The following is an 18,932-nucleotide window of genomic DNA, read 5'->3' as shown; positions in this document are numbered from 1 at the left end:
GCGGTAGGCCGCAGCGAACGCGGACAGGTCGAACCTCCCGACCAGATCGATGACGTCGAAGGCGACATGACCGGCCGGCAACAGGTCCCGGGCGTTGACGGGCAACACCGCGGGCTGCGCTCCCTGATCACTACCGATCCACCGTCGAGTCACCACCGAAAGCTATACAAACCCCATATATCGATCGGCACCCGTACGCCACGATTCAGCATCGATACCCACGCACATCCCGAACCGGGACTTGACAAACCGCCACCACGAATTACGCGCCACCCTCCAGAGCGACACAAAGTCTTCCGGATCACGCCGGGAATGCTACCGGCGCGGGCCGGCTGACGCCGTCAGGGTGGGGTGGACGTCGGGGAACGAGCGGTCGCCGAACAGGATTTTGGACGCGGCGGACCGGCCGGCGGCGGTGCGGAGCAGCGCGACGGCGGCCTCGGCCGCTGCCGGGGAGGTGATGCCGGCGAGGAGGCGGCGCAGCGCGAGGCGGCCACGGAAGCGGGAGCGCAGGGCGGCGCCGTCGTAGGCGCGCAGGGCGTGGTCGTCGCCGGTGCGGAGGTACTCGGCGGTGACCTCCGCGGCGAGCTCCGACATGCGCAGGCACGGGTCGAGGCCGCCCGCGGTCAACGGGGAGACGGCGCCCGCCGCGTCGCCGACGAGAAGGCCGGCCGGGCACGCGAGTTGGCGCAGGACGCCGCCGACAGGGATCGGGCCGCCGCGGCGTTCCCCGGGGCCGGTGGGGTCGGTCACGCCGGGGGCGTCCGCGGCGAAGGTGTCCAGCAGATGCCGGACGCCCGTCCGCATCGCGGACGGATAACCGGCGACGCCGATGTGGGCGTGGCGGCCGTCGTCGATGACCCAGCCGAGGTAGCCGGGGGCGATCCGCGGGTCGATGACGCAGTGGAACGCGGGGACCGTGGCGCCGGACGCGGTCGGGTGGATGACCTCGGCGCCGACGAGCAGCCGGCGGTTGGTGTCGAGACCCAGGGCGCGGGCGACCGTCGAACGGGCGCCGTCCGCGCCGACCACGAACCTGGCGCGGACCGGCTCCGCCCCGTCGAACCGCACGACACCCGCGCCGACGCCCGCCGCCGCGCCGACCGCACCCGCCGAAGGCCCGGCGACACCCGACCGGCCGCCGACGCCCGCCGACGCGCCGGCGACACCCGACAGACCAGAAACACCCAACGGACCGGCGACGCCCGACCGACCGGCGACACCCGGCAGACCGGCGACACCCGGCAGACCGGCGACACCCGGCAGACCAGAAACACCTGACAGACCGGCGACGCCCGACGGACCGGTGACGCCCGACGGACCGGTGACGCCCGACGGCCTGCCGGCTGGGCCCGCGGAGAAGCCTGCGAAGCGGACGCCGAGGTGGACCTGCGCCCCTGCCGCCTCCGCACAGCGGCGAGCGTGGTCGTAGACGGCCGGCATGTCGGCGACGCGGTACTCGTCGCGGTCGCTGGTGAGGTGCACGGGACGCCGGCGGGACGGTGGGTACAGCAGGACGTCGCGCACGCCGGGGCCGAGCAGGGCGTCGGGGAGGTCGAAGTCGTCGAGGGTGCGGCGGACGAAGATGCCGGTCGTGCGCACCCCCGACGACAGCGACCTGCGCCGGTCGACGACCAGCACCCGCAGGTGCCGCTCAGCGAGCAGCCGCGCCGTGTGCAGGCCTGCCAGGCCCGCGCCGACCACCAGTACATCCACCGTCAACACGATCTGGACGCTAGAGGTGGTCAGGGCGGTGCGCGACGACCTGCACCGGAACCGCCCCGCACCTCCGCAAGGTCTCCACCGGAGCGCAGGGCGCCGGGGCCTCAGCCGACCGCACGGCCGGTGCGGGAAGCGGGGGCGATCCGTCAGGGCGCGAGCGTCAGCAGGCGGCGGGCGGCGCGGACGACGGCGGCGTCGACCATGCGGCCGTCGGCGCCGACGAGCACGCCGGCGCCCGAGGCGACCGCGGCGTCGAAGCGGCGGACCAGGTCGGAAGCCTCCTGCAGCTCCTCGGCCGTCGGGGTGAAGACCTCGTTGACGACCGGGATCTGCGCGGGGTGGATGCAGGCGCGGCCGACGAAGCCGAGCCGCCGGAACGCGACCGTCGACGCCCGCAGGGCGGGCAGGTCCCGGTAGTCGGTGCTGACGGAGGCGACGGGCGGCGCGATCCCCGCGGCGGCGCTGGCGAGGACGACGTGGGAGCGGACGTGCAGGAGCTCGCGTTCGTCGGGGCCGAGGGTGACGCCGAGCTCGGCGCGCAGGTCCGCCTCGCCGATCTGCAGCCGGGCGACACGCGGGGCGCGGGCGATGGCGGGTGCGTCGAGAATCGCGGTCGCCGTTTCCAGCAGTGGCACGACGGCGACCGAGCCGACCGGCAGCCCGCGCGACGACTCGGCGGCGGCGAGGGCGGCCCCGAGCGCGGCGACGTCGGATGCGCCGGCCTTCGCCAGGCACACGCCGGCAAGGTGCGGCCCGACGACGGCCCTGGCGTCCAGAGCGCCGACCGGCCCGGGGTTCACCCGCACCCACACCGCTGGACGGCCCGAGGCCGGCAGGTCGGCGAGCCACGACGCGACGATGGCGCGGGCGCGGTCCTTGCCGGCGAGCGGCACGGCGTCCTCGAGGTCGACGATGAGCGCGTCGGCACCCCGGTCGAGGGCCTTGTCCAGCTTCGCGGGCGCGTCGCCGGGCACGTACAGGTAGGACCTCATCCGATGCTGCCCTTCCCGCTGGTGAGCGCCTTGGCGATGACGATGCGCTGGATGTCGTTCGTGCCCTCGCCGATCATCATGAGCGGGGCGTCGCGGTACAGGCGTTCGACGTCGAACTCCTTGGAGTAGCCGTAGCCGCCGTGGACCTGCATCGCCGACAGGGCGCACGCGGCGGCGGCCTCGGAGGCGAACGCCTTCGCCATCCCGGCCTCCATGTCGACGCGGCGGCCGGCGTCGGCGCGGGACGCCGCCCAGTACACCATGAGCCTGGCCGCCTGGACCTGCATCGCCATGTCGGCGAGCCGCAGCTGCACCGCCTGGAACTGCGATATCGGGGAGCCGAACGCCTGGCGCTGGCCGGCGTAGCGCAGCGCCTCGTCGTAGGCGGCCTGGGCGATGCCGAGCGCGCGGGCGGCGACGTTGATCCTGCCGGTCTCCAGCCCCGACAGGACCTGCTGCATGCCGCGGCCCTCGACGCCGCCGAGCAGTGCGGTGGCGGGCACGCGGCACCCGTCGAACAGGATCTCGCAGGACTCGGTGCCCTTATAGCCGAGCTTCGGCAGGTCCCGCAGCACCTCGAAGCCGGGCGTGCCGGCCTCGACGAGCAGCACCGACATCCCCCGGTGCGCGGGGTCGGCGGACGGGTCGGTCTTGACGAGCACGGGCAGCGGGTCGGCGTGCCGGGCGTTGGTGATCCACGTCTTGCGGCCGGTGATGACGTAATCCGGACCGTCCCGGCGGGCGACGGTGCGGATGCCCTGCAGGTCGGTGCCGGCGTCGGGTTCGGTGAGCGCGATGCCGGTGCGCCGGGCGCCGGTCGCCAGGTCCGGCAGGTACGCGCGGCGCTGCTCGTCGGTGCCGTGCCGGGCGATCAGCCAGCAGGACAGGGAGTGGCTGCCGAGGATGCCGGCGACGCCCATCCAGCCCTTGGCGATCTCCTCGAAGACGAGGGCGAAGGAGACCATGTCGGCGCCGAGGCCGCCGTACTCCTCGGGGACGGTCAGCCCGAAGAGGCCCATGCGCCGCATGGTGTCGACGATCTCCGTGGGGTAGCGGTCGGTGGCCTCCCACTCGCGGGCGACGGGCCGGATCTCCTTGTCGACGAACGCGCGCAGCGCGTCACGGAACTGGCGCTGCTCATCGGTGAGCTCGAAGTCCACTGTGGTCACCTCAAGGGAACGATCAAGGAAGGATCAAGGAAGGATCAGGCGGAAGACGGGAAGGTTGCGGCCGTCGCCGAGCGGCCGCCAGTCCACGGCGACGGCGGCGCCGATCGCGGCGTCCTGCCACGGTTCGACGTTCGACACGAGCCGCGGGCCCTCGGGGAGCGCGACGATGGCGACGGCGTACGGAGGGTCGGCACGCCGGACGACGGTGAACGTCTCGACGACGCCGGTGCCCGCGGTGTCCACCAGGGGCGGCTCGGGCGCGCCGCAGCGCAGGCACAACGGGCGCGGATAGTGCTGGTGGTGGCCGCAGGCGGTGCAGCGCTGGACGGTGAGCCGCCGCTGCCGGGTCGCGTCCCACCACGCCGCCGTGGTCTCGTCCACAGGCACGTTCAGGGGCACCGTCACGACGGCCGTCCCAGCAGGACGGTGCCGTGGGTCGAGAGGATTCCGCCGGTACCGTGGACGAGCGCGGTCCGGTCGGCGCTGCCGCGCAACCGGCGGACGGCCTCGACGAGCAGGAGCACGCCGAGCTGCCCGGGGTGGCAGTAGGACAACCCGCCGCCGGACGTGTTCATCGGCAGGGTCCGCGCGGCGACGAAGTCGGGCGCCTCGCCGTAGCCGCAGAAGCCGAGGGCCTCCAGCGACAGCAGGACGGTGATGGTGAACGAGTCGTAGATCTGGGCGACGTCGACGTCGGCGGGGGTCAGCCCGGCCATCGCGAAGGCCCTGCGCCCGGAGAAGGCGGCGCCGGTGCGCAGCAGGTCGCCGACGCCGACGATCGACGTGCCGGTGGTCGCCTCGCCGTGACCGAGCACCTCGACCGGGACACCGGGCAGGTCGCGGGCCCGTTCCAGGCTGGTCAGGACGACGGCGCCGCCGCCGTCGGTGACGAGGCAGCAGTCGGCGACCCGCAGCGGGTCGCTCACCAGCGGACTGGCGTCCATGTCCAGTGGCCCGGCGCCGTAGCGGTAGGCGCGCGGGTTCCGCAGCGCCCATTCGCGGGCGGCGACGGCGACCTCGGTCAGCCCGGCACGCCCCCGTTCGGTCCCGTACGTGTGCAGGTAGAGCTGGGCCGCGAGGGCGTACGCGGACACCGGGTACAGCGGCCGGTACGGCTGCTCGAACTGCGCCTCCGGCGTGTGCGCCTCGTAAGGGTCGGTGGTGCGGCTGCGGGCGGAGCGCTGGTTCGACCCGTAGGAGATGACCACGACCGACGCCTGCCCGGCGCGGATCGCCTGCACGGCGTGCCCGACGTGGAGCAGCGGCGCGGACCCGCCGGCGAACGTCGAGTCGGTCCATCGTGGACGCAGCCCGAGGTGCTCGGCGACCTGGGTGGCGGAGAACCGGGACACGCCGTTGGTGGCGAGCCCGTCCACGTCGCGGAGCCGGAGGCCGGCGTCGGCGAGGGCGCGGGTGATCGCCTGGGTCTGCAGGTGCAGGACGGTCTTGCCGGTGACCCCGAGGTCCGACTCGGCGGCGCCTGCGACGCAGACCCCCGTGGTCATCGCAGTTCCACAGTGGACGACGCGGGGGCGACGGCGACCCGGTCGCCGGCGAGGACCCGGTGCTCGATGGTGACCAGGGCGCCGTCCACCGCGGTCACGGTCCCGGCGCAGCGCACCGTCTCGCCGGCGAACACGAGGCTCTTGAACCGGAAGCGCAGGGTCCGCAGCACGCCCGCGCCGCCGATCCAGTCCTGGACCTGCTCGGCGAGCAGCGCACCGAACACCTGCCCGTCGACCACCGGCCGGTCCAGCCCGCGCGGCGCCAGGTAGGCGGGGTCGTAGTGCAGCCGGTGCCAGTCCCAGGTCGCGCCCGCGTACGCGATCATGTCGGGCAGCGCGATCCGCCGCTGCAGTGGCGGCAGCTCGAAGCCCGGCTTCACGGCGTCACCCGCAGGTAGATGATGGTCTCCTCGTTGGTGGCGAGGAGGTCGCCGGCCTGGTTCGTGTAGGTGGCGCGGGACGTGAACACCAGCATCGGCTGCCCGGCACCCGTCGCCCGCTCGGCGATGTCCACGAGTTTCCACGTCGCGGTGACCACGTCGTCGGGGCGCACCGGCCGGTGGAACTCGTAGGCGTTGCCGCCGCGGACCTGGCGGGTGCCGGGCAGCTCGATGCCCCACGTGTGCCCGGCGTAGCCGTCGTGGTCGGCGGGCAGTCCGGCGTACTGGTTGGTCTCGCAGATGAGCGTCGGTGGCGCGACGACCCCGTCGTGACCGGCGGCGCGGGCGGCGGCGTCGTCGGTGTAGACCGGGTTGTGGTCGCCGACGGCGAGGGCGAAGTAGCGGATCGCGGCCCTGCCCAGGGGCTCCGGCGCGGTGTAGGTGACCTCCCGGCCGATGAGTGCCCGGAGGTCGTCGGTCAGCATGCGAGCACCGCCGTCGGCACGACCTCGAGCAGGAACTCGGGGCGCAGCAGCGCCGAGCAGACGACGGAGGTGACCGCGGCGTCCGGGTACCGCTCGGCACGCACGGCGGCGAGGCGGGGGTAGTCGGCGAGTCCCTCGGGGGTGACGTATTCGAGGAGGCGGGTGACGGTCCCGCGGCCGGCGGCCTGGAGCACGAGGTCGACGCTGTCGTAGAGGAAGTGCGCCTGGGCGAGCAGGTCACCTTCGTGCAGCGCGAGCTGGGTCGCCGGGTCGAGCGCCCCGAAGCCGGACATGACGAGCGTCTCACCGGCGACGACACCGGGGACGTAGGTGAGCGTGTTGTAGCGGTCCCAGCCGGGGTTGAACGGGCGCAGCTGCCCCAGCCCGGCGAGAGCGTCGATGGAGACCATCGCGCCCGGCTCTACCGGCGTGTCGACGAGGATCCCGGCGGCGCCGGGGAAGACCGGGCCGAGCAGCTCCCGCCGGGGCCGGCCGCAGCGCGGATACTCGGCGCGGGTCGCGGTGGCGGTGAAGTCGGTCGTGCGGACGAGGGAGTCCAGGCCCAGCCCGGCGGAGCCCAGCAGCTCCCCGATGCGCTCGATGCACCAGCGGTACTGGTCGCGGAACCCCCCACCCGTCGTGTGCACGCTCGGCAGGTGCACGAGGTCGCCGGCGATGCGCAGCCGGCCGCCGTCCACGGCCGTGCCGCCGCCGGGGTGCACGGCCAGGTCGACGGCGAACCTGTCGGACGGGTCGGGGAACCCTGCGACGGGGACGACGGACACCGGTGCCCGGTGCCCCTGGAGCAGTTGGTCGAGCGCACGCTCCGCCGGGCCGGTGACGTACTCGGTGACGTGCACGACGTCACCCGGCCCGGAGCCGGCGTCGGCGAGGTGGCGGGCGGCGGTCGCATACACGGTCGCCGGGTCGGGGCCGGCGATCCCCGGCAGGTAGGTGGTCATGCGGTCGCTCCCAACGCGTCGAGCAGATCGGTGAGGTCCCCGGATTCGGGCAGCGCGGCGACGGTGGCGAGCACGGCCGGACCGCCCGCGCCGAGATTGGCGAGGGCCTTGGCGCGCACGATCGCGTCGAGGCCGGGCGTGCCCGGCCCGCCGCCGCTGCGGGGCACCGACCCCGTCACCGTCCGGCCGTCCCGCAGCGTGACGGTGACCCTGCCCGGCTGCTCGGCGGCCACGCCCGGGAAGTCGGCGACGCGATGCCGTACACGGGCCGCCAACGCCAGCACGTCGGGCCGGTCGATGCCGGTGAACGTGTCCACGGTGACGGCACCGTCGATCAGCATCGCGGCGACGCACCAGGCGAGCGCGAACTTCGCCTGGTACCCGGTGCGCGGGGCGGCCTGGTCGGGCCCGCACACGATGGCCGCCGCGTCGGGGTGCACGTCCACGACGACGTCGGTGATGTCCGCGAGACGCAGGGTGGCGGCGGCGTCGAGCGGCGCGTGCAGCAGCTGGCACGCCGGGTAGGGCTTCACGGTGATCCGGGTCAGCTCGAAGCGCTCACCGAGGCCCGCCAGGACCGCTTCCGGGGACACCCGCACGCCGGCGAGGGCGGTGTAGAAGCCCGACGCGCCCTCGATCGCGCTCGCGGGGCCGCCGGCACCGGCGGCGGCGAGCCGGGCGGCGAGGATGCCGTGGTGCGCGGCGAACCCGGTGTGCAGCTGCTTCGTCGACGACCCGGTGTGCAGGAACTCGAGGAGCCCACCCGCCTGGCTGGCGGCGATGCCGAGCGCGTCGACGGTCTGCGCATGGGTGAGGCGGTGCAGCCTGGCGGCGGCGAGGGCGGCGGCGATGACCCCGCAGGCGGCGGTCGCGTGGACCCCGCGGGCGTGGAACGCGTGCGGTGCGGCGGCGCCGAGCCTGCAGATCGCCTCGAGACCGACGGCGGCCGCGACGACGGCCTCGGCGCCGGTGACGCCCAGCTGCTCCCCCACGGCGAGCACCACGGGCAGGACGGGTGCGGTGGCGTGGACGAGACCGCCGGCGTGGGTGTCGTCGAAGTCCAGGGCGTGCACGAGGACCCCACCGGCGAGCGCGGCGGCGGGTGAGCCGACCCGCAGACCCGTCCCGGGGATGCGGGCCTCGGGCGGTCCGCCGAGCCCACGGGCGACGGCGAGGGCGGGTCCGGCGGCACCGGCGCGCAGCGCGGCGACGGCGGTGCCGCACCCGTCGAGGACATGCCGCAGCGTCGCGTCGACCACATCGGGCGGCAGGTCGGCGAGGCCGGCGGACAGCCCCCACGCCGCGAGGCCGGCGGCGACCGTCATGCGGGGACTCCGAAGGCACCGGCGGCGGTGAGGCCGGCGACGCGGGTGTCGTCGTAGCCGAGGACGTCGTGCAGGACGTACGAGGCGTCCTCGTTGCGGCGCGGGGCACGCCGGTGCGGGACGGGTTCGTCGCCGACCCGCACCGGCGACGCGGGCTGGCGGATCGTGCCGAAGCGCGGATGTTCGGTCTCCACCACCATGCCGCGGGCGGCGGTGTGCGGGTCGGCGAGCGCGGCCGCGACGTCGTTGACCGGCCCGCACGGAATACCCGCCGGCTCCAGGTCGGCGAGCCACGCCGCGACCGTCCGCGCCGCGAAGGCGCCCTCCAGGATCCGCAGCAGCTGCGCCGTGTGCCGGTGCCGGTCGGCGAACGTCGCGAACCGCGGATCGCCGGCCAGCGAGGTGCCGGCGAGCCGGTCGAGGAGCGCGGCGAGGCGCTGCCAGAACTTCTCCTTCGCGCAGCCGACCACCAGCCACCCGTCGAGGGCCCGGAACACCTGGAACGGCACCAGGGACGGATGCGCCGAATGGTGGGTGCGCACGGGTTCGAAGCCGCCGTTGAGGTGCCACACCGCCGGGTACGTGAGCATCCCGACGGCCGTGTCGTAGAGGCTGAGGTCGCAGTCCATGCCGACGCCGTCGCGGCGGGCCGCGTGCACCCCGGCGAGGAGCGCGATCGCGGCGACGAGCCCGCCGCTGTAGTCCACAAGGGACAGTCCGCTCTTCGTCGGCGGGCCGTCGGGCTCGCCGGTGAGCTCCATCCAGCCGGCGAGGCCCTGCAGGATGTAGTCGTAGCCGGGCTGGGCCGCGCGCGGGCCGGTCATCCCGAAGCCGGTGAGCGAGCAGCAGACGATGGCGGGGTTGACGCCGGCGAGGTCGGCGTAGCGGATGCCGAGCTTCGCGGGCACGTCGCCGCGCAGGTTGGAGTAGACGGCGTGGCTAGCCCGCACCAGGTCCTCGAACACGAGCCGCCCGGCGGGCGCGGTGACGTCGAGGGAGATGGAGCGTTTGTTGCGGTTGAACGTCTCGAAGAACAGCGAGTCCCCCGCCTCCGCGAACGGCGGCACGGCGCGGCCGACGTCGCCGCCGGTCCGCGGGTCCTCGACCTTGATGACCTCCGCGCCGAGGTCGGCGAGGTGCACGGACCCGAACGGCCCGGCGCCGTACTGCTCCAGCGAGACGATCCGCACGTCCTGGAGAGGTCTCACCGGCACAGCTCCTCGATCAGGCGCAGGATCCGTTCCTGCAGCACGCGGATCCGCTCCGGGGGCAGCCCGTACGTGGGCGGGCCGAGCTTGACCGCGCCGGCCAGGCCGGAGTACTCGGCGATCTTCGAAGCGACCTCGTCCGGGGTGCCGGTGAGGGTGAGCCGGTCGATCATGGCGGGGGCGACGGCGCCGGCGAGCCCGTCGGCGGGCAGCCCGCCGCGGAACGCCTCGATCACCCGCTGCTGCTCCTCGGCGAGGTCGTGGAACGCGAACAGGTCGGCGTAGGTGCGCACCGAGGCGTAGAACCCGACGGCACCCGCCGCGGCGGCCCGCGCCCGGGCGGCGTCGTCGTCGATCGCGCAGCACGCCGACACGACCACCTCGAGTCCCGGGCGGGCACCGAGGCGCGGCAGGACGTGCGAGGACAGGTAGGAGGGCGAGCACAGCTCGTGGGAGATCCACCCGTCGCCGATCTCCCCGGCGAGTGCGATCATCGCCGGCCCCACCCCGGCGAGGTAGATCGGGACCGCCGGCCGGACCGGCGCGTACGGCCGCCGGTATCCGCGCACCCGCAGCCGGACGATGTCCCCCGCGAAGTCCAGGGGGTCGCCGGTGTGCGCGCCCGCGACGACGAGCCGGATCGCGGCAACGGTCTCCCGGAGGCGGTGGACGGGGCGGGACCAGGTGACACCGTGCCAGTCCTCGTTGAGCCGTTGCACGCCGGTGCCGAGGCCGAGGCGGAACCTGCCGCCGGACAGCTCGTCCAGGTCGAGCGCCGACAACGCGGTGAGGAACGGGCTGCGGGCGAAGGCCAGGGCGATGCCGGTGCCCACCCCGGCCGTCGTGGTGCGGGCGGCGAGCGCGGCGGCCGTGACGGGCGCGCTGCGGTGCAGCTCCGGCGCCCACACCACGGCGGCCCCGGCCGCTTCCGCCCGGAGCGCGGCGTCGAGCTGCTCCTGAAGCGACGCGCCCCAGGGCTGGAAGTGCAGCGCCGGGAGGCTCATACCGTCAGCGGTCCCGTCTTCGCGACGGGGAAGTGCGACTTGTCGTGGGGGGCGTCGCGGCGGTACACCATGACGCTGCGCTGCCAGGACATGACCTCGTCACCGTCCTGGTTGAGCCCGCGGGTGCGGCAGGTGACGATGCCCGCGTAGGGGCGCGACGCCGACGGCCGGGTCGCGAGCACGATCGACTCCGCGTAGAGGGTGTCGCCGACGAACACCGGCGCCGTCAGCCGGATCTCCTCCCAGCCCAGGTTCATGATCGCGTGCTGGCTCATGTCGGACACCGACAGGCCCAGGACGATCGCGACGCTCAGCCCCGAGTTGACGATGAGCCGGCCGTACGGCGCGTCCGCGGCGAAGTGCGCGTTGAAGTGGTTCTGGTTCGTGTTCATCGTGAGCAACGTGAACCACGTGTTGTCGGCCTCACTGATCGTGCGCCCCAGCGGATGCTGGTACACGGCGCCGACGGTGAAGTCCTCCAGGTAGTTGCCCAGCGTCATGCCCGTGACGCTAGGCAGCGCGCCACGCCGGAGTCAAGCACTTGTTTCCCACAGCGGATCAGTGTTTCCATTGTCCGATGGGCTGGTGGATCCTGCTGCACATCGTGCTGTTCGTGTTCTGGCTGGGCGGGGACCTCGGCGTCTTCTACTCCAGCCGCTTCGTCCTGCGGCCCGACCTGCCGCCCGTCGCGCGCAACACCGCCCTGAAGATCATGGGCGGCCTGGACCTGGGGCCGAAGGTCTGCCTGGTGCTGTTCCTGCCCAGCGGGGTCACCCTGATGGCGCTGGACCCGCACGGCGCGCACCTGGGCGGCTTCGAGCTCTTCCACTGGTGGACGGTGCTGCCGGTCTGGCTGTTCGCCGCCGGGTGGCTGTTCCTGACGATCAGGGACCATCACGCGCCGGGGAAGCACCCCGTGGTGCGACGGGCCGACTGGAGCATCCGGATCGGATTGACCGGGGTGTTGTACGGGCTCGCGGCGTACACGATCGTCGCGGGCGAACCGTTCGGCGTGACGACGAACCCGAAGTGGCTCGGTGCGAAGGTCGCGCTCTACGCGACGGCGATCGCCTGCGGCCTGGGCATCCGGCTGACGCTGCGGGGCTTCGCGGCGCCGTACGGCACCCTCATGACGACCGGCTCGACGCCGGAGGTGGAGCGCGCCCTGCGGCGGGCGGTGGACGGCTGCCTGCCCTACGTGTGGGGCATCTGGCTGTCCGTCCTGGCCGCCGCCGCCTTCGGCGTGCTGAAGCCGTGGATGCACGGCTGAGCTCAGCCCGCGTGGTAGCCGAGGTGACCCGAGACCCGGGCGGCCGCGGCGAGGAGCCGGTCGGCGCACTCGGACATCCGCGGCTTGAAGCGCGACAGCGGGCCGGCCGCCGACAGCACGGCGATGACGTGCCCGTCGTGGTCGAAGACCGGCGCGGCGACCGACGCCGCGCCGACCTGCCGCTCCCCCAGCGACGTCGCGTAGCCGCGGCGCTGGATGGCCGCCAGCTCCAGGCGCAGCGCGGCGTCGTCGACGATGGTCTTGTCCGTCAGCGCGCCCAGGGCGTGCTTGGCCAGGTAGACCTCGATCTCGTCGGCGCCGAGGAAGGCCAGGAACGCCTTCGACGACGCGCCGGCGTGCAGCGGGTAGGGGGTGCCGAGCTGCACCTCCAGGCGCAGCTCCTGCTCGGGCACCACCTGGTCGACGTAGAGCCGCATGTCGCCGCGGCGGATCGACAGGGTGGCGGTCTCGCCGGTCTCCTCCGACAGCCGGCGCAGCTCCGGCGCGGCGATCGCGCGCAGGTCGGTGCGGGCCAGGTAGGCCCGGCCGAGCGCCACCGCCGCGTGGCCCAGCGCATACCGCCGGGTGGTCGGGTCGACCGTCACCAGGTCCCGGTTGCGCAGCGCGGTGAGGATGCGGTGCACCGCCGCCTTGGTGAGGCCGAGCTCGGCGGCGATCTCGGTGACGCCGAGGTCGGGGCGCCCGACCCGGCCGAAGAGCAGCAGCACGTCCATGGCCCGCTCGACCGCCGCGATGGAGCGGCTGGCGGAGCCGTCGGCGTTGTCTGCGGAGGTCGCTGTGGTGGTGGTCGACACCCCAGAAGTCTAAGCACAGATTTCCCTAGGGGAAACGGCGTCGCGCATCGTTGACATCGCTTCACCGCCATCGTTACCGTGACCGTGACAGCGTTTCGCTTAGTGGAACAGAAGGTGGGCGCCGGTGACGATCGACCCCGACACGTTCCGCTCGGTGCTCGCACAGTGGCCGAGCGGCGTCAGCGTCGTGACCACGGTCGCGGGCGACGGCTGGCACGGCATGACCGCGAGCTCCTTCTCCAGCGTGAGCATGGACCCGCCCCTCATCCTCGTCTGCCTCAACCGGCGCATCACCACCCACGCGCTCATCGAGGCCAGCGGCGTCTTCGCCGTGAGCGTCCTGGCCAAGGACCAGGCGATGGTCGGCCGCCGCTTCGCCGGGCAGGTCGCCGGTGAGGACGGTGTCACCGACCGGTTCGCCGGCGGCGCCTGGGAGACCCGGACGACCGGCGCGCCGGTGCTCACCGACGCCGTCGGCTGGCTCGACTGCCGGGTCGTGCACGCGTACGCCGGCGGCGACCACACCATCTTCGTCGGCGCCGTGCTCGGCGCGTCGACCGAGCGGATCGTCGCGCCGCTGCTGTTCCACTCCCGCGCCTGGGGGCAGCTGGCCGACGTGCTGCCCGACAAGGTCGGCGTCGCCGACAGCGGCCTGCTCGCCGCGCTGCGCACGCACACGGTGTCCGCGGGTGTCGCCGGCAGGCTCGCGACCGCGCTGCGCGCCGCCGGGGTCCGGGTGCGGGTCCGCGACGCGTACGGCTGCCTCACCTCCTCCGGCGACCGGCGCACCGCGACCGCGCTCGTCGCCACCGCCGACGAGGTCGCCGACGCGGCACTCGGCGGCGCCGGGGTCCTGGAGCTCGTCGCCGGTGACCCGGTCGTCACGAAACACATCCTCGACGAGGCCGACCGCTACGACATGACGGCCACCTGCTGGCTGCCGGACGCCTTCGCACCGGACCGCACCGCCGACGTGCTCGACGCGGTCGACATGCTCGCCGCGCTCGGCTGCGACGAGATCGGGCTCGACGAGGGCGCCGAGGCCGCCTCGCCCCGCCAGGTCCGGGCCCTGCTGCAGGACGCCACCGTCCGTGCCTCCACCAGACTGAGACCGGTCTCCCTGCGGGTGCGCCTGCGCGACCGGCACGGGCTCGGCCTGGTCAACGCGCTGACGGCGATGAAGAGCGGCGTCCGGCACTTCGACACCACCCTCGGCGGCATCGACGGGGTCCTGGCGTGCGAGGACGTGCAGTTCCTCGCCGACCGGCTCGGCGTGGCCTGCGACAGCCCCCGCGCCGCGCTCGTCGCCGCCGCCGCGGACCTCGAACGACACCTCGGCGGGGCACTGCCCGGCCGCACGTACCGCGTCTCCGTCTCCTGAAAGGACCCGACCGTCATGGCACAGCTCACCGCCGACCGTCTGCTGGACGGCCTGTCCGACGCCGAGCGCGGCCGGGCGGAACGGGTCGAATCCGTGCTGCCCGCCCTGCGGGACGCCGCGGCGGGCGCCGACGCCGAGAGCCGGTTCCCCGTGGAGCACGTGGCGCGGATGCGCGACGCCGGGCTGCTCGGGCTCGTCGTGCCGCAGGAGTACGGCGGGCTCGGCGGGACGCTGCGCGACCTGGCCGCCGCCACGTTCGCCATGGGCACCGCGTGCGGCTCCACGGCCCTCGCCTACTTCTTCCACAACACGAGCGCGTCGCGGGGGCTGCTGCCCCTGGAGGCGATCAGGGCAGGCCTGTTCTCCACGGACGAGATCCCCGCCGTGGAGGCGTTCGCGGCGAAGGTACTGACGCGGATGGCGAACGGTGTCTGGCTGGCGAACTTCGCGTCGGAGTCGGTGAAGAGCGCCGGCGCGAACATCTCCATCAGCACCACCGCGACGAAGGTCGACGGCGGCTGGCTGCTCAACGGCGAGAAGTCGTTCGGCTGCGCCACCGGCGTCGCCGACTACTACCTCACCACCGCCCGCCTGGAGGGCACCGAGACCGCGGCGGGCCTCGCCACGTTCTTCGTCCCGCGCGACGCCGCCGGGGTCGGCGAGCGACCGACGTGGGACGCGATCGGCATGCGCGCCACCGCCAACCAGGGCATCACGCTCAAGGACGTGTTCATCGCCGACGACGAGGCGCTCACCGTGCCGGGGGCGTTCGTGCGGATGCTGCAGGTCAGCCGCGGCTCGTTCGTCGGCAACCAGCTCGCCATCTCCGCCGTGTACCTGGGTTCGGCGCAGTCCGCGTACGACGCGGCGCTCGCGGCGACGACCGGCAAGACGTTCGCGGACACCGGCCGGCCGGTCGCCAGCAGCCCCATGCACCAGGTGCTGTTCGGTGACATGACCGAGCGGCTGGAGACCGCGTACCTGTGGATCCGCCGCCAGCTGGAGCTGGAGACGTCGGAGCCGCCGCTACGCGGCAAGGACGACGTGTTCCGCCAGTGGCGGATGGCGAAGGGCTCCATCACCGAGGCCTGCTTCGACGTCGCCGTCGGCGCGCTCAAGTGCACCGGCACGTCCGGCACCGCGAACACCGGCGTCATCGCCCGCGCCGTCCGCGACACCGCCATGTCCCTGGTCATGACGTTCCCGGCGGAGCGTGGCCGCCTGGAGGCGGCCAACCTGGTCACGTCCGGCGCGGAGAACGCCCTGTTCGCCAACGTGTCCAAGGGGCAGTGATGACGGCCCGTTCCCTCGTCGGCGGCGGCTGGAAGCCGGCCACGCGCACACTGCCCGGGACCCTGGAGGACCCGGCGACCGGCGCGGTCCTCGGCCCGCGGCTGGGCAGCTCCCGCGACGACGTCGAGGCCGCGCTCGCCGCCGCCGACCGCGCCGCCACGCCGTGGGCCTCGGTGCCCCCACCCGAACGGGCCGACCTGCTCGACGCCTGCGCCGACGCCCTCGAGGCCCGCGTCGCGGACATCGTCGCCGTGGAGAGCGCGAGCACCGGCGTGCCGATCCGGCAGGCGACCCCGCTCGGGTTCATCGTCACGGGGTCGTTCCGGCTCGCCGCCGCGCAGCTGCGCGAGGGGTGGCTCACCCGCACCGCCACCCGCGACGACGGCCGGGCCGTCACCGTGGAGCTGCTGCCGTGGGGTCCGGCGCTGTGTCTCGTGCCGTGGAACGCGCCCGCGCCGATGACCGCGCACAAGGCCGCCAACGCCCTCGCGGCGGGCTGCCCGACGATCGTCAAACCCAGCGAGTACGCGCCCGCCGGCACGCAGCTCCTCGTCGAGACCATCGCGGAGCTGCTCCCCGCAGGTGCGCTGCAGCTGCTGCACGGCGGCGCCGAGGTCGGCGCGGCGCTCGTCGGTGACCCTCGGGTGCGGGCCGTGTCCTTCACCGGCGGCGTCCCCGGCGGCCGGGCCGTCGCCGGACTGTGCGCCGCCGGGCTGAAACCCGCCCAGCTGGAGCTCGGCGGCAACAATCCCCTCGTCGTGCTCCCCGACGCCGACGTCGACGCCGCCGCCCGCGCCGCCGTCGACCTGCTCACCACCCTCAACGGCCAGTGGTGCCGGGCGCTCGGCCGGCTCATCGCCCCGCACGACATGGTCCCGGCGCTGCTCGCCGCGATCGGCGAACGCCTGTCCGCGCTGCGCGCCGGTGACCCCGCCGACCCCGCCACCGAGCTGGGCCCGCTCATCCACAGTGGACACCGGGCGCTGGTCGCGGCGCGGATGCTCGACCTCGGCGGCAAGGCGCACACCTTCACCGACGTGCCGGGCGGCGGGAACTTCTTCGCGCCCGCGCTCGTCACCGGCGCCGCCGAGGAGCCCGCCCGGCACGAGATCTTCGGGCCCGTCGCCACCGTCCACGGGTACGGCACCGTCGACGAGGCCGTCGCCCTCGCCAACGACACCGCATACGGCCTGGAAGGCTACGTGTTCGGCACCGACGAGGACGCCGCGCTCGGCGTCGCCCGGCGGATCCGCGCCGGCGAGGTGAAGGTCAACGGCTCGTCGGTGATGAGCCTGCACCTCTTCACACCCCGCCCCGCGTGGGGTGTCTCCGGCCTCGGCGAGGAGGGCACGGCGGAGACCCTGCGCTTCTTCACCAACCCACGGGTCACCGGCGTCGAGAACGGCTTCGCCCTGTGAGAGCGCTGCTGCGCCGGCCGGTCGTGACGCACCTGCCGGGCGTGTACGACCCGCTGACCGCCGCCCTCGCGGCTCGCGCCGGGTTCCAGGCCGTGCACCTGTCGGGGGCGGCCGTGGCGGCGCTCGCCCTCGGGCTGCCGGACCTCGGCTACGTCCACGGCACCCACATCGCCGACCGGGCCGCGGCGATCACGCCCGCGCTGGGCGGCGTGCCGCTGCTCGCCGATGCCGACACCGGCTACGGCAACGCGCTGCACGCGGTGTGGACGGCCCGCCGGTACGCGGCCGCGGGCGTGGCCGGGCTGCACCTGGAGGACCAGGTCAGCCCGAAACGCTGCGGGCACCTGGCCGGCAAGGAACTCCTCGACGTCGGTCCGGCGGCCGCGAAGGTACGAGCGATCGCCGAGGCCGGCACCGGTCTGGTCCTCGTCGCGCGGACCGACGCGTTCACCGTCACCGGTCTCGACGACGCGATCACCCGTTCGCGGGCCTACGTGGACGCGGGCGCCGACGCGGTCTTCGTCGAGGGGGTCACCGGCGCTGACGACCTGGCGGCCGTGCACGCGGCCCTGCCGGGCGTCCCCCTCGTCGTGAACCGTTCCGAGGCGTCGGGATCCGATGCTGTACTTGCTGACGCCCGCCTGGCCGAGCTCGGGGTGCGGTTCGTGCTGCATCCGGTCGCGCCGCTGCTCGCCGCCCTCTGCGCCGCTCGGGCCGCGTACGCGGCGATCGCCGCCGACGGCAGCGCCGCCACGGTGAGCAGGCTGCCGTGGGACGCGTTCACCGGTCTCGTCGGCCAGTCCGAAGCCCTCGCCCTGGACGCCCGGTACGGCTCGGAGGTGCCCGCATGAAGGTGATCGTCGCCGGCGCCGGGCCCGTCGGGCTCACCGCCGCGCTCACCCTGCACCGCCTCGGCGCCGACGTCACGGTCCTGGAGGCCGGCGCCGCCCTCGCCACGCAGTCGCGGGCGTCGACGTTCCACCCGCCGTCCCTGGAGATGCTCGCCGGCCTCGGGGTCCTACCCGCGCTCCTCGCGCAGGGCCTGGTCTCGCCGCGGTTCCAGTACCGGGAACGCGGCGGCGGCGTCATCGCCGAGCTCGACATGTCGCTGCTCGCCGGGGACACGCCCTACCCGTTCCGGCTGCAGTGCGAGCAGAGCAAACTCACCAGGCTGCTCCTGCCGCTGCTGCCACCCGGCACCGTCCACTTCGGACAGGCGGTGACCGGCCTCTCGCAGGACCCCTCGGGGGTGACCGTGCACGCCGGCTCCGCCGGGGAGTCGTTCCGCGGGGACTGGCTGATCGGCGCCGACGGGGCGAACTCCGCGGTGCGCCGGTCGCTGTTCGGCGACGCGTTCGAGGGCATCACCTACCCGGACCGGTTCCTGGTCGGCTCCACCGACGAGGACCTCGCCGCGCTGCTGCCCGGGATCGCCGAGGTCAACTACCTGTTCGACCCCGTCGAGTGGCTGGTCCTGCTCCGCACCCCGGACCACTGGCGGGTGCTCCTGCCGACCCCCGCCGACACCCCCGACGCCGCCGAACTGGACCGGCTGCCGCGGCGGCTGCTCGGCGTCGCCGACCCGGGGCGGCCGTGGCGGGTCGCGCACACCACCCTGTACCGGGTCCACCAGCGGGTCGCGGCGTCGTTCCGCGCGGGCAGGGTGCTGCTCGCCGGGGACGCCGCCCACATCAACAACCCCCTCGGCGGGATGGGCATGAACTCCGGCATCCACGACGCCGTCCTGCTCGCGACCGCCCTCGTCACCGGCGACGACGGCGTCATCACCGCGACGGCCGCCGGCCGCCGCGCCGTGGCCCGCGACTACGTGCAGAGGACCACCCACGGCAACTGGGAGAAACTGCGCTCCGGCGGCGCCTCCGCCTACGCCGACGAGCTGCGCGCCCTCGCCGCCGACCCCGTCGCGGCCCGGGCCCACCTGTTACGGTCCTCGATGATCGCGTCGCTGCGGGAGGTGGCATGAGCAGCCCGGAGCGCAGCGC

The 18,932-nt window shown here is 74.2% G+C and carries 19 protein-coding genes; 6 read left to right on the top strand and 13 right to left on the bottom strand.

Annotated elements, in window-relative coordinates; genetic code table 11:
• Positions 1–315: 315 nt before the first annotated feature.
• From ABZS58_RS39650 to ABZS58_RS39595, 12 genes are all read right to left on the bottom strand, one after another.
• Positions 316–1,725, bottom strand: a complete 1,410-nt coding sequence (locus ABZS58_RS39650) for an FAD-dependent oxidoreductase (RefSeq protein WP_354788774.1) — start codon at positions 1,723–1,725, stop codon at positions 316–318.
• Between the two features lie 143 nt (positions 1,726–1,868).
• On the bottom strand, positions 1,869–2,714 hold the full coding sequence (locus tag ABZS58_RS39645) for a CoA ester lyase (protein WP_354788772.1): 846 nt from the start codon (positions 2,712–2,714) through the stop codon (positions 1,869–1,871).
• Positions 2,711–3,874 carry an acyl-CoA dehydrogenase family protein gene (locus ABZS58_RS39640; RefSeq protein ID WP_354788771.1) on the bottom strand — a complete coding sequence of 388 codons (1,164 nt, stop codon included), beginning with the start codon at positions 3,872–3,874 and terminating at the stop codon, positions 2,711–2,713. The genes ABZS58_RS39645 and ABZS58_RS39640 overlap by 4 nt, the downstream gene beginning before the upstream one ends.
• Before the next feature lie 33 nt (positions 3,875–3,907).
• On the bottom strand, positions 3,908–4,288 hold the full coding sequence (locus ABZS58_RS39635; RefSeq protein ID WP_354788769.1) for an OB-fold domain-containing protein: 381 nt from the start codon (positions 4,286–4,288) through the stop codon (positions 3,908–3,910).
• Positions 4,285–5,388, bottom strand: a complete 1,104-nt coding sequence (locus ABZS58_RS39630; RefSeq protein WP_354788768.1) for a thiolase — start codon at positions 5,386–5,388, stop codon at positions 4,285–4,287. Before ABZS58_RS39630 ends, ABZS58_RS39635 begins: the two co-directional genes overlap by 4 nt.
• A complete protein-coding gene (locus tag ABZS58_RS39625) occupies positions 5,385–5,768 on the bottom strand; it encodes a MaoC/PaaZ C-terminal domain-containing protein (RefSeq protein ID WP_354788767.1) in 384 nt (127 codons plus the stop codon). The genes ABZS58_RS39630 and ABZS58_RS39625 overlap by 4 nt, the downstream gene beginning before the upstream one ends.
• Complete coding sequence (locus tag ABZS58_RS39620; protein ID WP_354788765.1) at positions 5,765–6,253, bottom strand: MaoC family dehydratase N-terminal domain-containing protein; 489 nt, start codon at positions 6,251–6,253, stop codon at positions 5,765–5,767. Before ABZS58_RS39620 ends, ABZS58_RS39625 begins: the two co-directional genes overlap by 4 nt.
• Positions 6,247–7,215 carry a RidA family protein gene (locus ABZS58_RS39615; RefSeq protein WP_354788764.1) on the bottom strand — a complete coding sequence of 323 codons (969 nt, stop codon included), beginning with the start codon at positions 7,213–7,215 and terminating at the stop codon, positions 6,247–6,249. Before ABZS58_RS39615 ends, ABZS58_RS39620 begins: the two co-directional genes overlap by 7 nt.
• Positions 7,212–8,540 carry an MmgE/PrpD family protein gene (locus ABZS58_RS39610; RefSeq protein WP_354788762.1) on the bottom strand — a complete coding sequence of 443 codons (1,329 nt, stop codon included), beginning with the start codon at positions 8,538–8,540 and terminating at the stop codon, positions 7,212–7,214. The genes ABZS58_RS39615 and ABZS58_RS39610 overlap by 4 nt, the downstream gene beginning before the upstream one ends.
• A complete protein-coding gene (locus ABZS58_RS39605; protein WP_354788760.1) occupies positions 8,537–9,748 on the bottom strand; it encodes a CoA transferase in 1,212 nt (403 codons plus the stop codon). Before ABZS58_RS39605 ends, ABZS58_RS39610 begins: the two co-directional genes overlap by 4 nt.
• Entirely contained in the window at positions 9,745–10,752 is a 1,008-nt protein-coding gene (locus tag ABZS58_RS39600; RefSeq protein WP_354788758.1) for an LLM class flavin-dependent oxidoreductase, read from the bottom strand. Before ABZS58_RS39600 ends, ABZS58_RS39605 begins: the two co-directional genes overlap by 4 nt.
• Positions 10,749–11,252 carry a MaoC family dehydratase gene (locus ABZS58_RS39595; protein ID WP_354788757.1) on the bottom strand — a complete coding sequence of 168 codons (504 nt, stop codon included), beginning with the start codon at positions 11,250–11,252 and terminating at the stop codon, positions 10,749–10,751. The genes ABZS58_RS39600 and ABZS58_RS39595 overlap by 4 nt, the downstream gene beginning before the upstream one ends.
• Before the next feature lie 77 nt (positions 11,253–11,329).
• On the opposite strand from ABZS58_RS39595, the gene ABZS58_RS39590 reads away from it, so the two are divergent.
• Positions 11,330–12,022 carry a hypothetical protein gene (locus tag ABZS58_RS39590; protein ID WP_354788756.1) on the top strand — a complete coding sequence of 231 codons (693 nt, stop codon included), beginning with the start codon at positions 11,330–11,332 and terminating at the stop codon, positions 12,020–12,022.
• Between the two features lie 2 nt (positions 12,023–12,024).
• Here the strand turns inward: ABZS58_RS39590 and ABZS58_RS39585 are convergent, their stop codons facing one another.
• Complete coding sequence (locus ABZS58_RS39585) at positions 12,025–12,837, bottom strand: IclR family transcriptional regulator (protein ID WP_354788755.1); 813 nt, start codon at positions 12,835–12,837, stop codon at positions 12,025–12,027.
• A 124-nt stretch (positions 12,838–12,961) separates the two neighbouring features.
• On the opposite strand from ABZS58_RS39585, the gene ABZS58_RS39580 reads away from it, so the two are divergent.
• Genes ABZS58_RS39580 through ABZS58_RS39560 form a run of 5 tightly spaced genes read left to right on the top strand, consistent with a single transcriptional unit; the run spans position 12,962 to position 18,913 of the window.
• On the top strand, positions 12,962–14,218 hold the full coding sequence (locus tag ABZS58_RS39580; RefSeq protein WP_354788754.1) for a flavin reductase: 1,257 nt from the start codon (positions 12,962–12,964) through the stop codon (positions 14,216–14,218).
• A gap of 15 nt (positions 14,219–14,233) precedes the next feature.
• Positions 14,234–15,511, top strand: coding sequence for an acyl-CoA dehydrogenase family protein (locus ABZS58_RS39575; RefSeq protein WP_354788753.1), 1,278 nt, complete (start codon positions 14,234–14,236; stop codon positions 15,509–15,511).
• Positions 15,511–16,929, top strand: coding sequence for an aldehyde dehydrogenase (locus tag ABZS58_RS39570; RefSeq protein ID WP_354788752.1), 1,419 nt, complete (start codon positions 15,511–15,513; stop codon positions 16,927–16,929). Before ABZS58_RS39575 ends, ABZS58_RS39570 begins: the two co-directional genes overlap by 1 nt.
• The gene (locus tag ABZS58_RS39565) at positions 16,926–17,780 is read left to right on the top strand and encodes an isocitrate lyase/PEP mutase family protein (RefSeq protein WP_354788751.1); all 855 of its coding nucleotides are present in this window, start codon (positions 16,926–16,928) and stop codon (positions 17,778–17,780) included. The genes ABZS58_RS39570 and ABZS58_RS39565 overlap by 4 nt, the downstream gene beginning before the upstream one ends.
• Entirely contained in the window at positions 17,777–18,913 is a 1,137-nt protein-coding gene (locus ABZS58_RS39560; RefSeq protein ID WP_354788750.1) for an NAD(P)/FAD-dependent oxidoreductase, read from the top strand. Before ABZS58_RS39565 ends, ABZS58_RS39560 begins: the two co-directional genes overlap by 4 nt.
• Positions 18,914–18,932: the final 19 nt, after the last annotated feature.

The organism is Dactylosporangium sp. NPDC005555 (genome assembly GCF_040605635.1).
Classification (GTDB): Bacteria; Actinomycetota; Actinomycetes; order Mycobacteriales; family Micromonosporaceae; genus Dactylosporangium.
Note: the sequence above shows the minus strand (reverse complement) of the source record. Positions and strands in the feature narration are given on the sequence as shown.

Coding starts and splice junctions, on each gene's coding strand:
- ABZS58_RS39560 (WP_354788750.1), top strand. CDS start 17,777: ATGAAGGTGATCGTCGCCGGCGCCGGGCCCGTCGGGCTCACCGCCGCG.
- ABZS58_RS39590 (WP_354788756.1), top strand. CDS start 11,330: ATGGGCTGGTGGATCCTGCTGCACATCGTGCTGTTCGTGTTCTGGCTG.
- ABZS58_RS39595 (WP_354788757.1), bottom strand. CDS start 11,252: ATGACGCTGGGCAACTACCTGGAGGACTTCACCGTCGGCGCCGTGTAC.
- ABZS58_RS39630 (WP_354788768.1), bottom strand. CDS start 5,388: ATGACCACGGGGGTCTGCGTCGCAGGCGCCGCCGAGTCGGACCTCGGG.
- ABZS58_RS39645 (WP_354788772.1), bottom strand. CDS start 2,714: ATGAGGTCCTACCTGTACGTGCCCGGCGACGCGCCCGCGAAGCTGGAC.
- ABZS58_RS39615 (WP_354788764.1), bottom strand. CDS start 7,215: ATGACCACCTACCTGCCGGGGATCGCCGGCCCCGACCCGGCGACCGTG.
- ABZS58_RS39600 (WP_354788758.1), bottom strand. CDS start 10,752: ATGAGCCTCCCGGCGCTGCACTTCCAGCCCTGGGGCGCGTCGCTTCAG.
- ABZS58_RS39610 (WP_354788762.1), bottom strand. CDS start 8,540: ATGACGGTCGCCGCCGGCCTCGCGGCGTGGGGGCTGTCCGCCGGCCTC.
- ABZS58_RS39620 (WP_354788765.1), bottom strand. CDS start 6,253: ATGCTGACCGACGACCTCCGGGCACTCATCGGCCGGGAGGTCACCTAC.
- ABZS58_RS39570 (WP_354788752.1), top strand. CDS start 15,511: ATGACGGCCCGTTCCCTCGTCGGCGGCGGCTGGAAGCCGGCCACGCGC.
- ABZS58_RS39575 (WP_354788753.1), top strand. CDS start 14,234: ATGGCACAGCTCACCGCCGACCGTCTGCTGGACGGCCTGTCCGACGCC.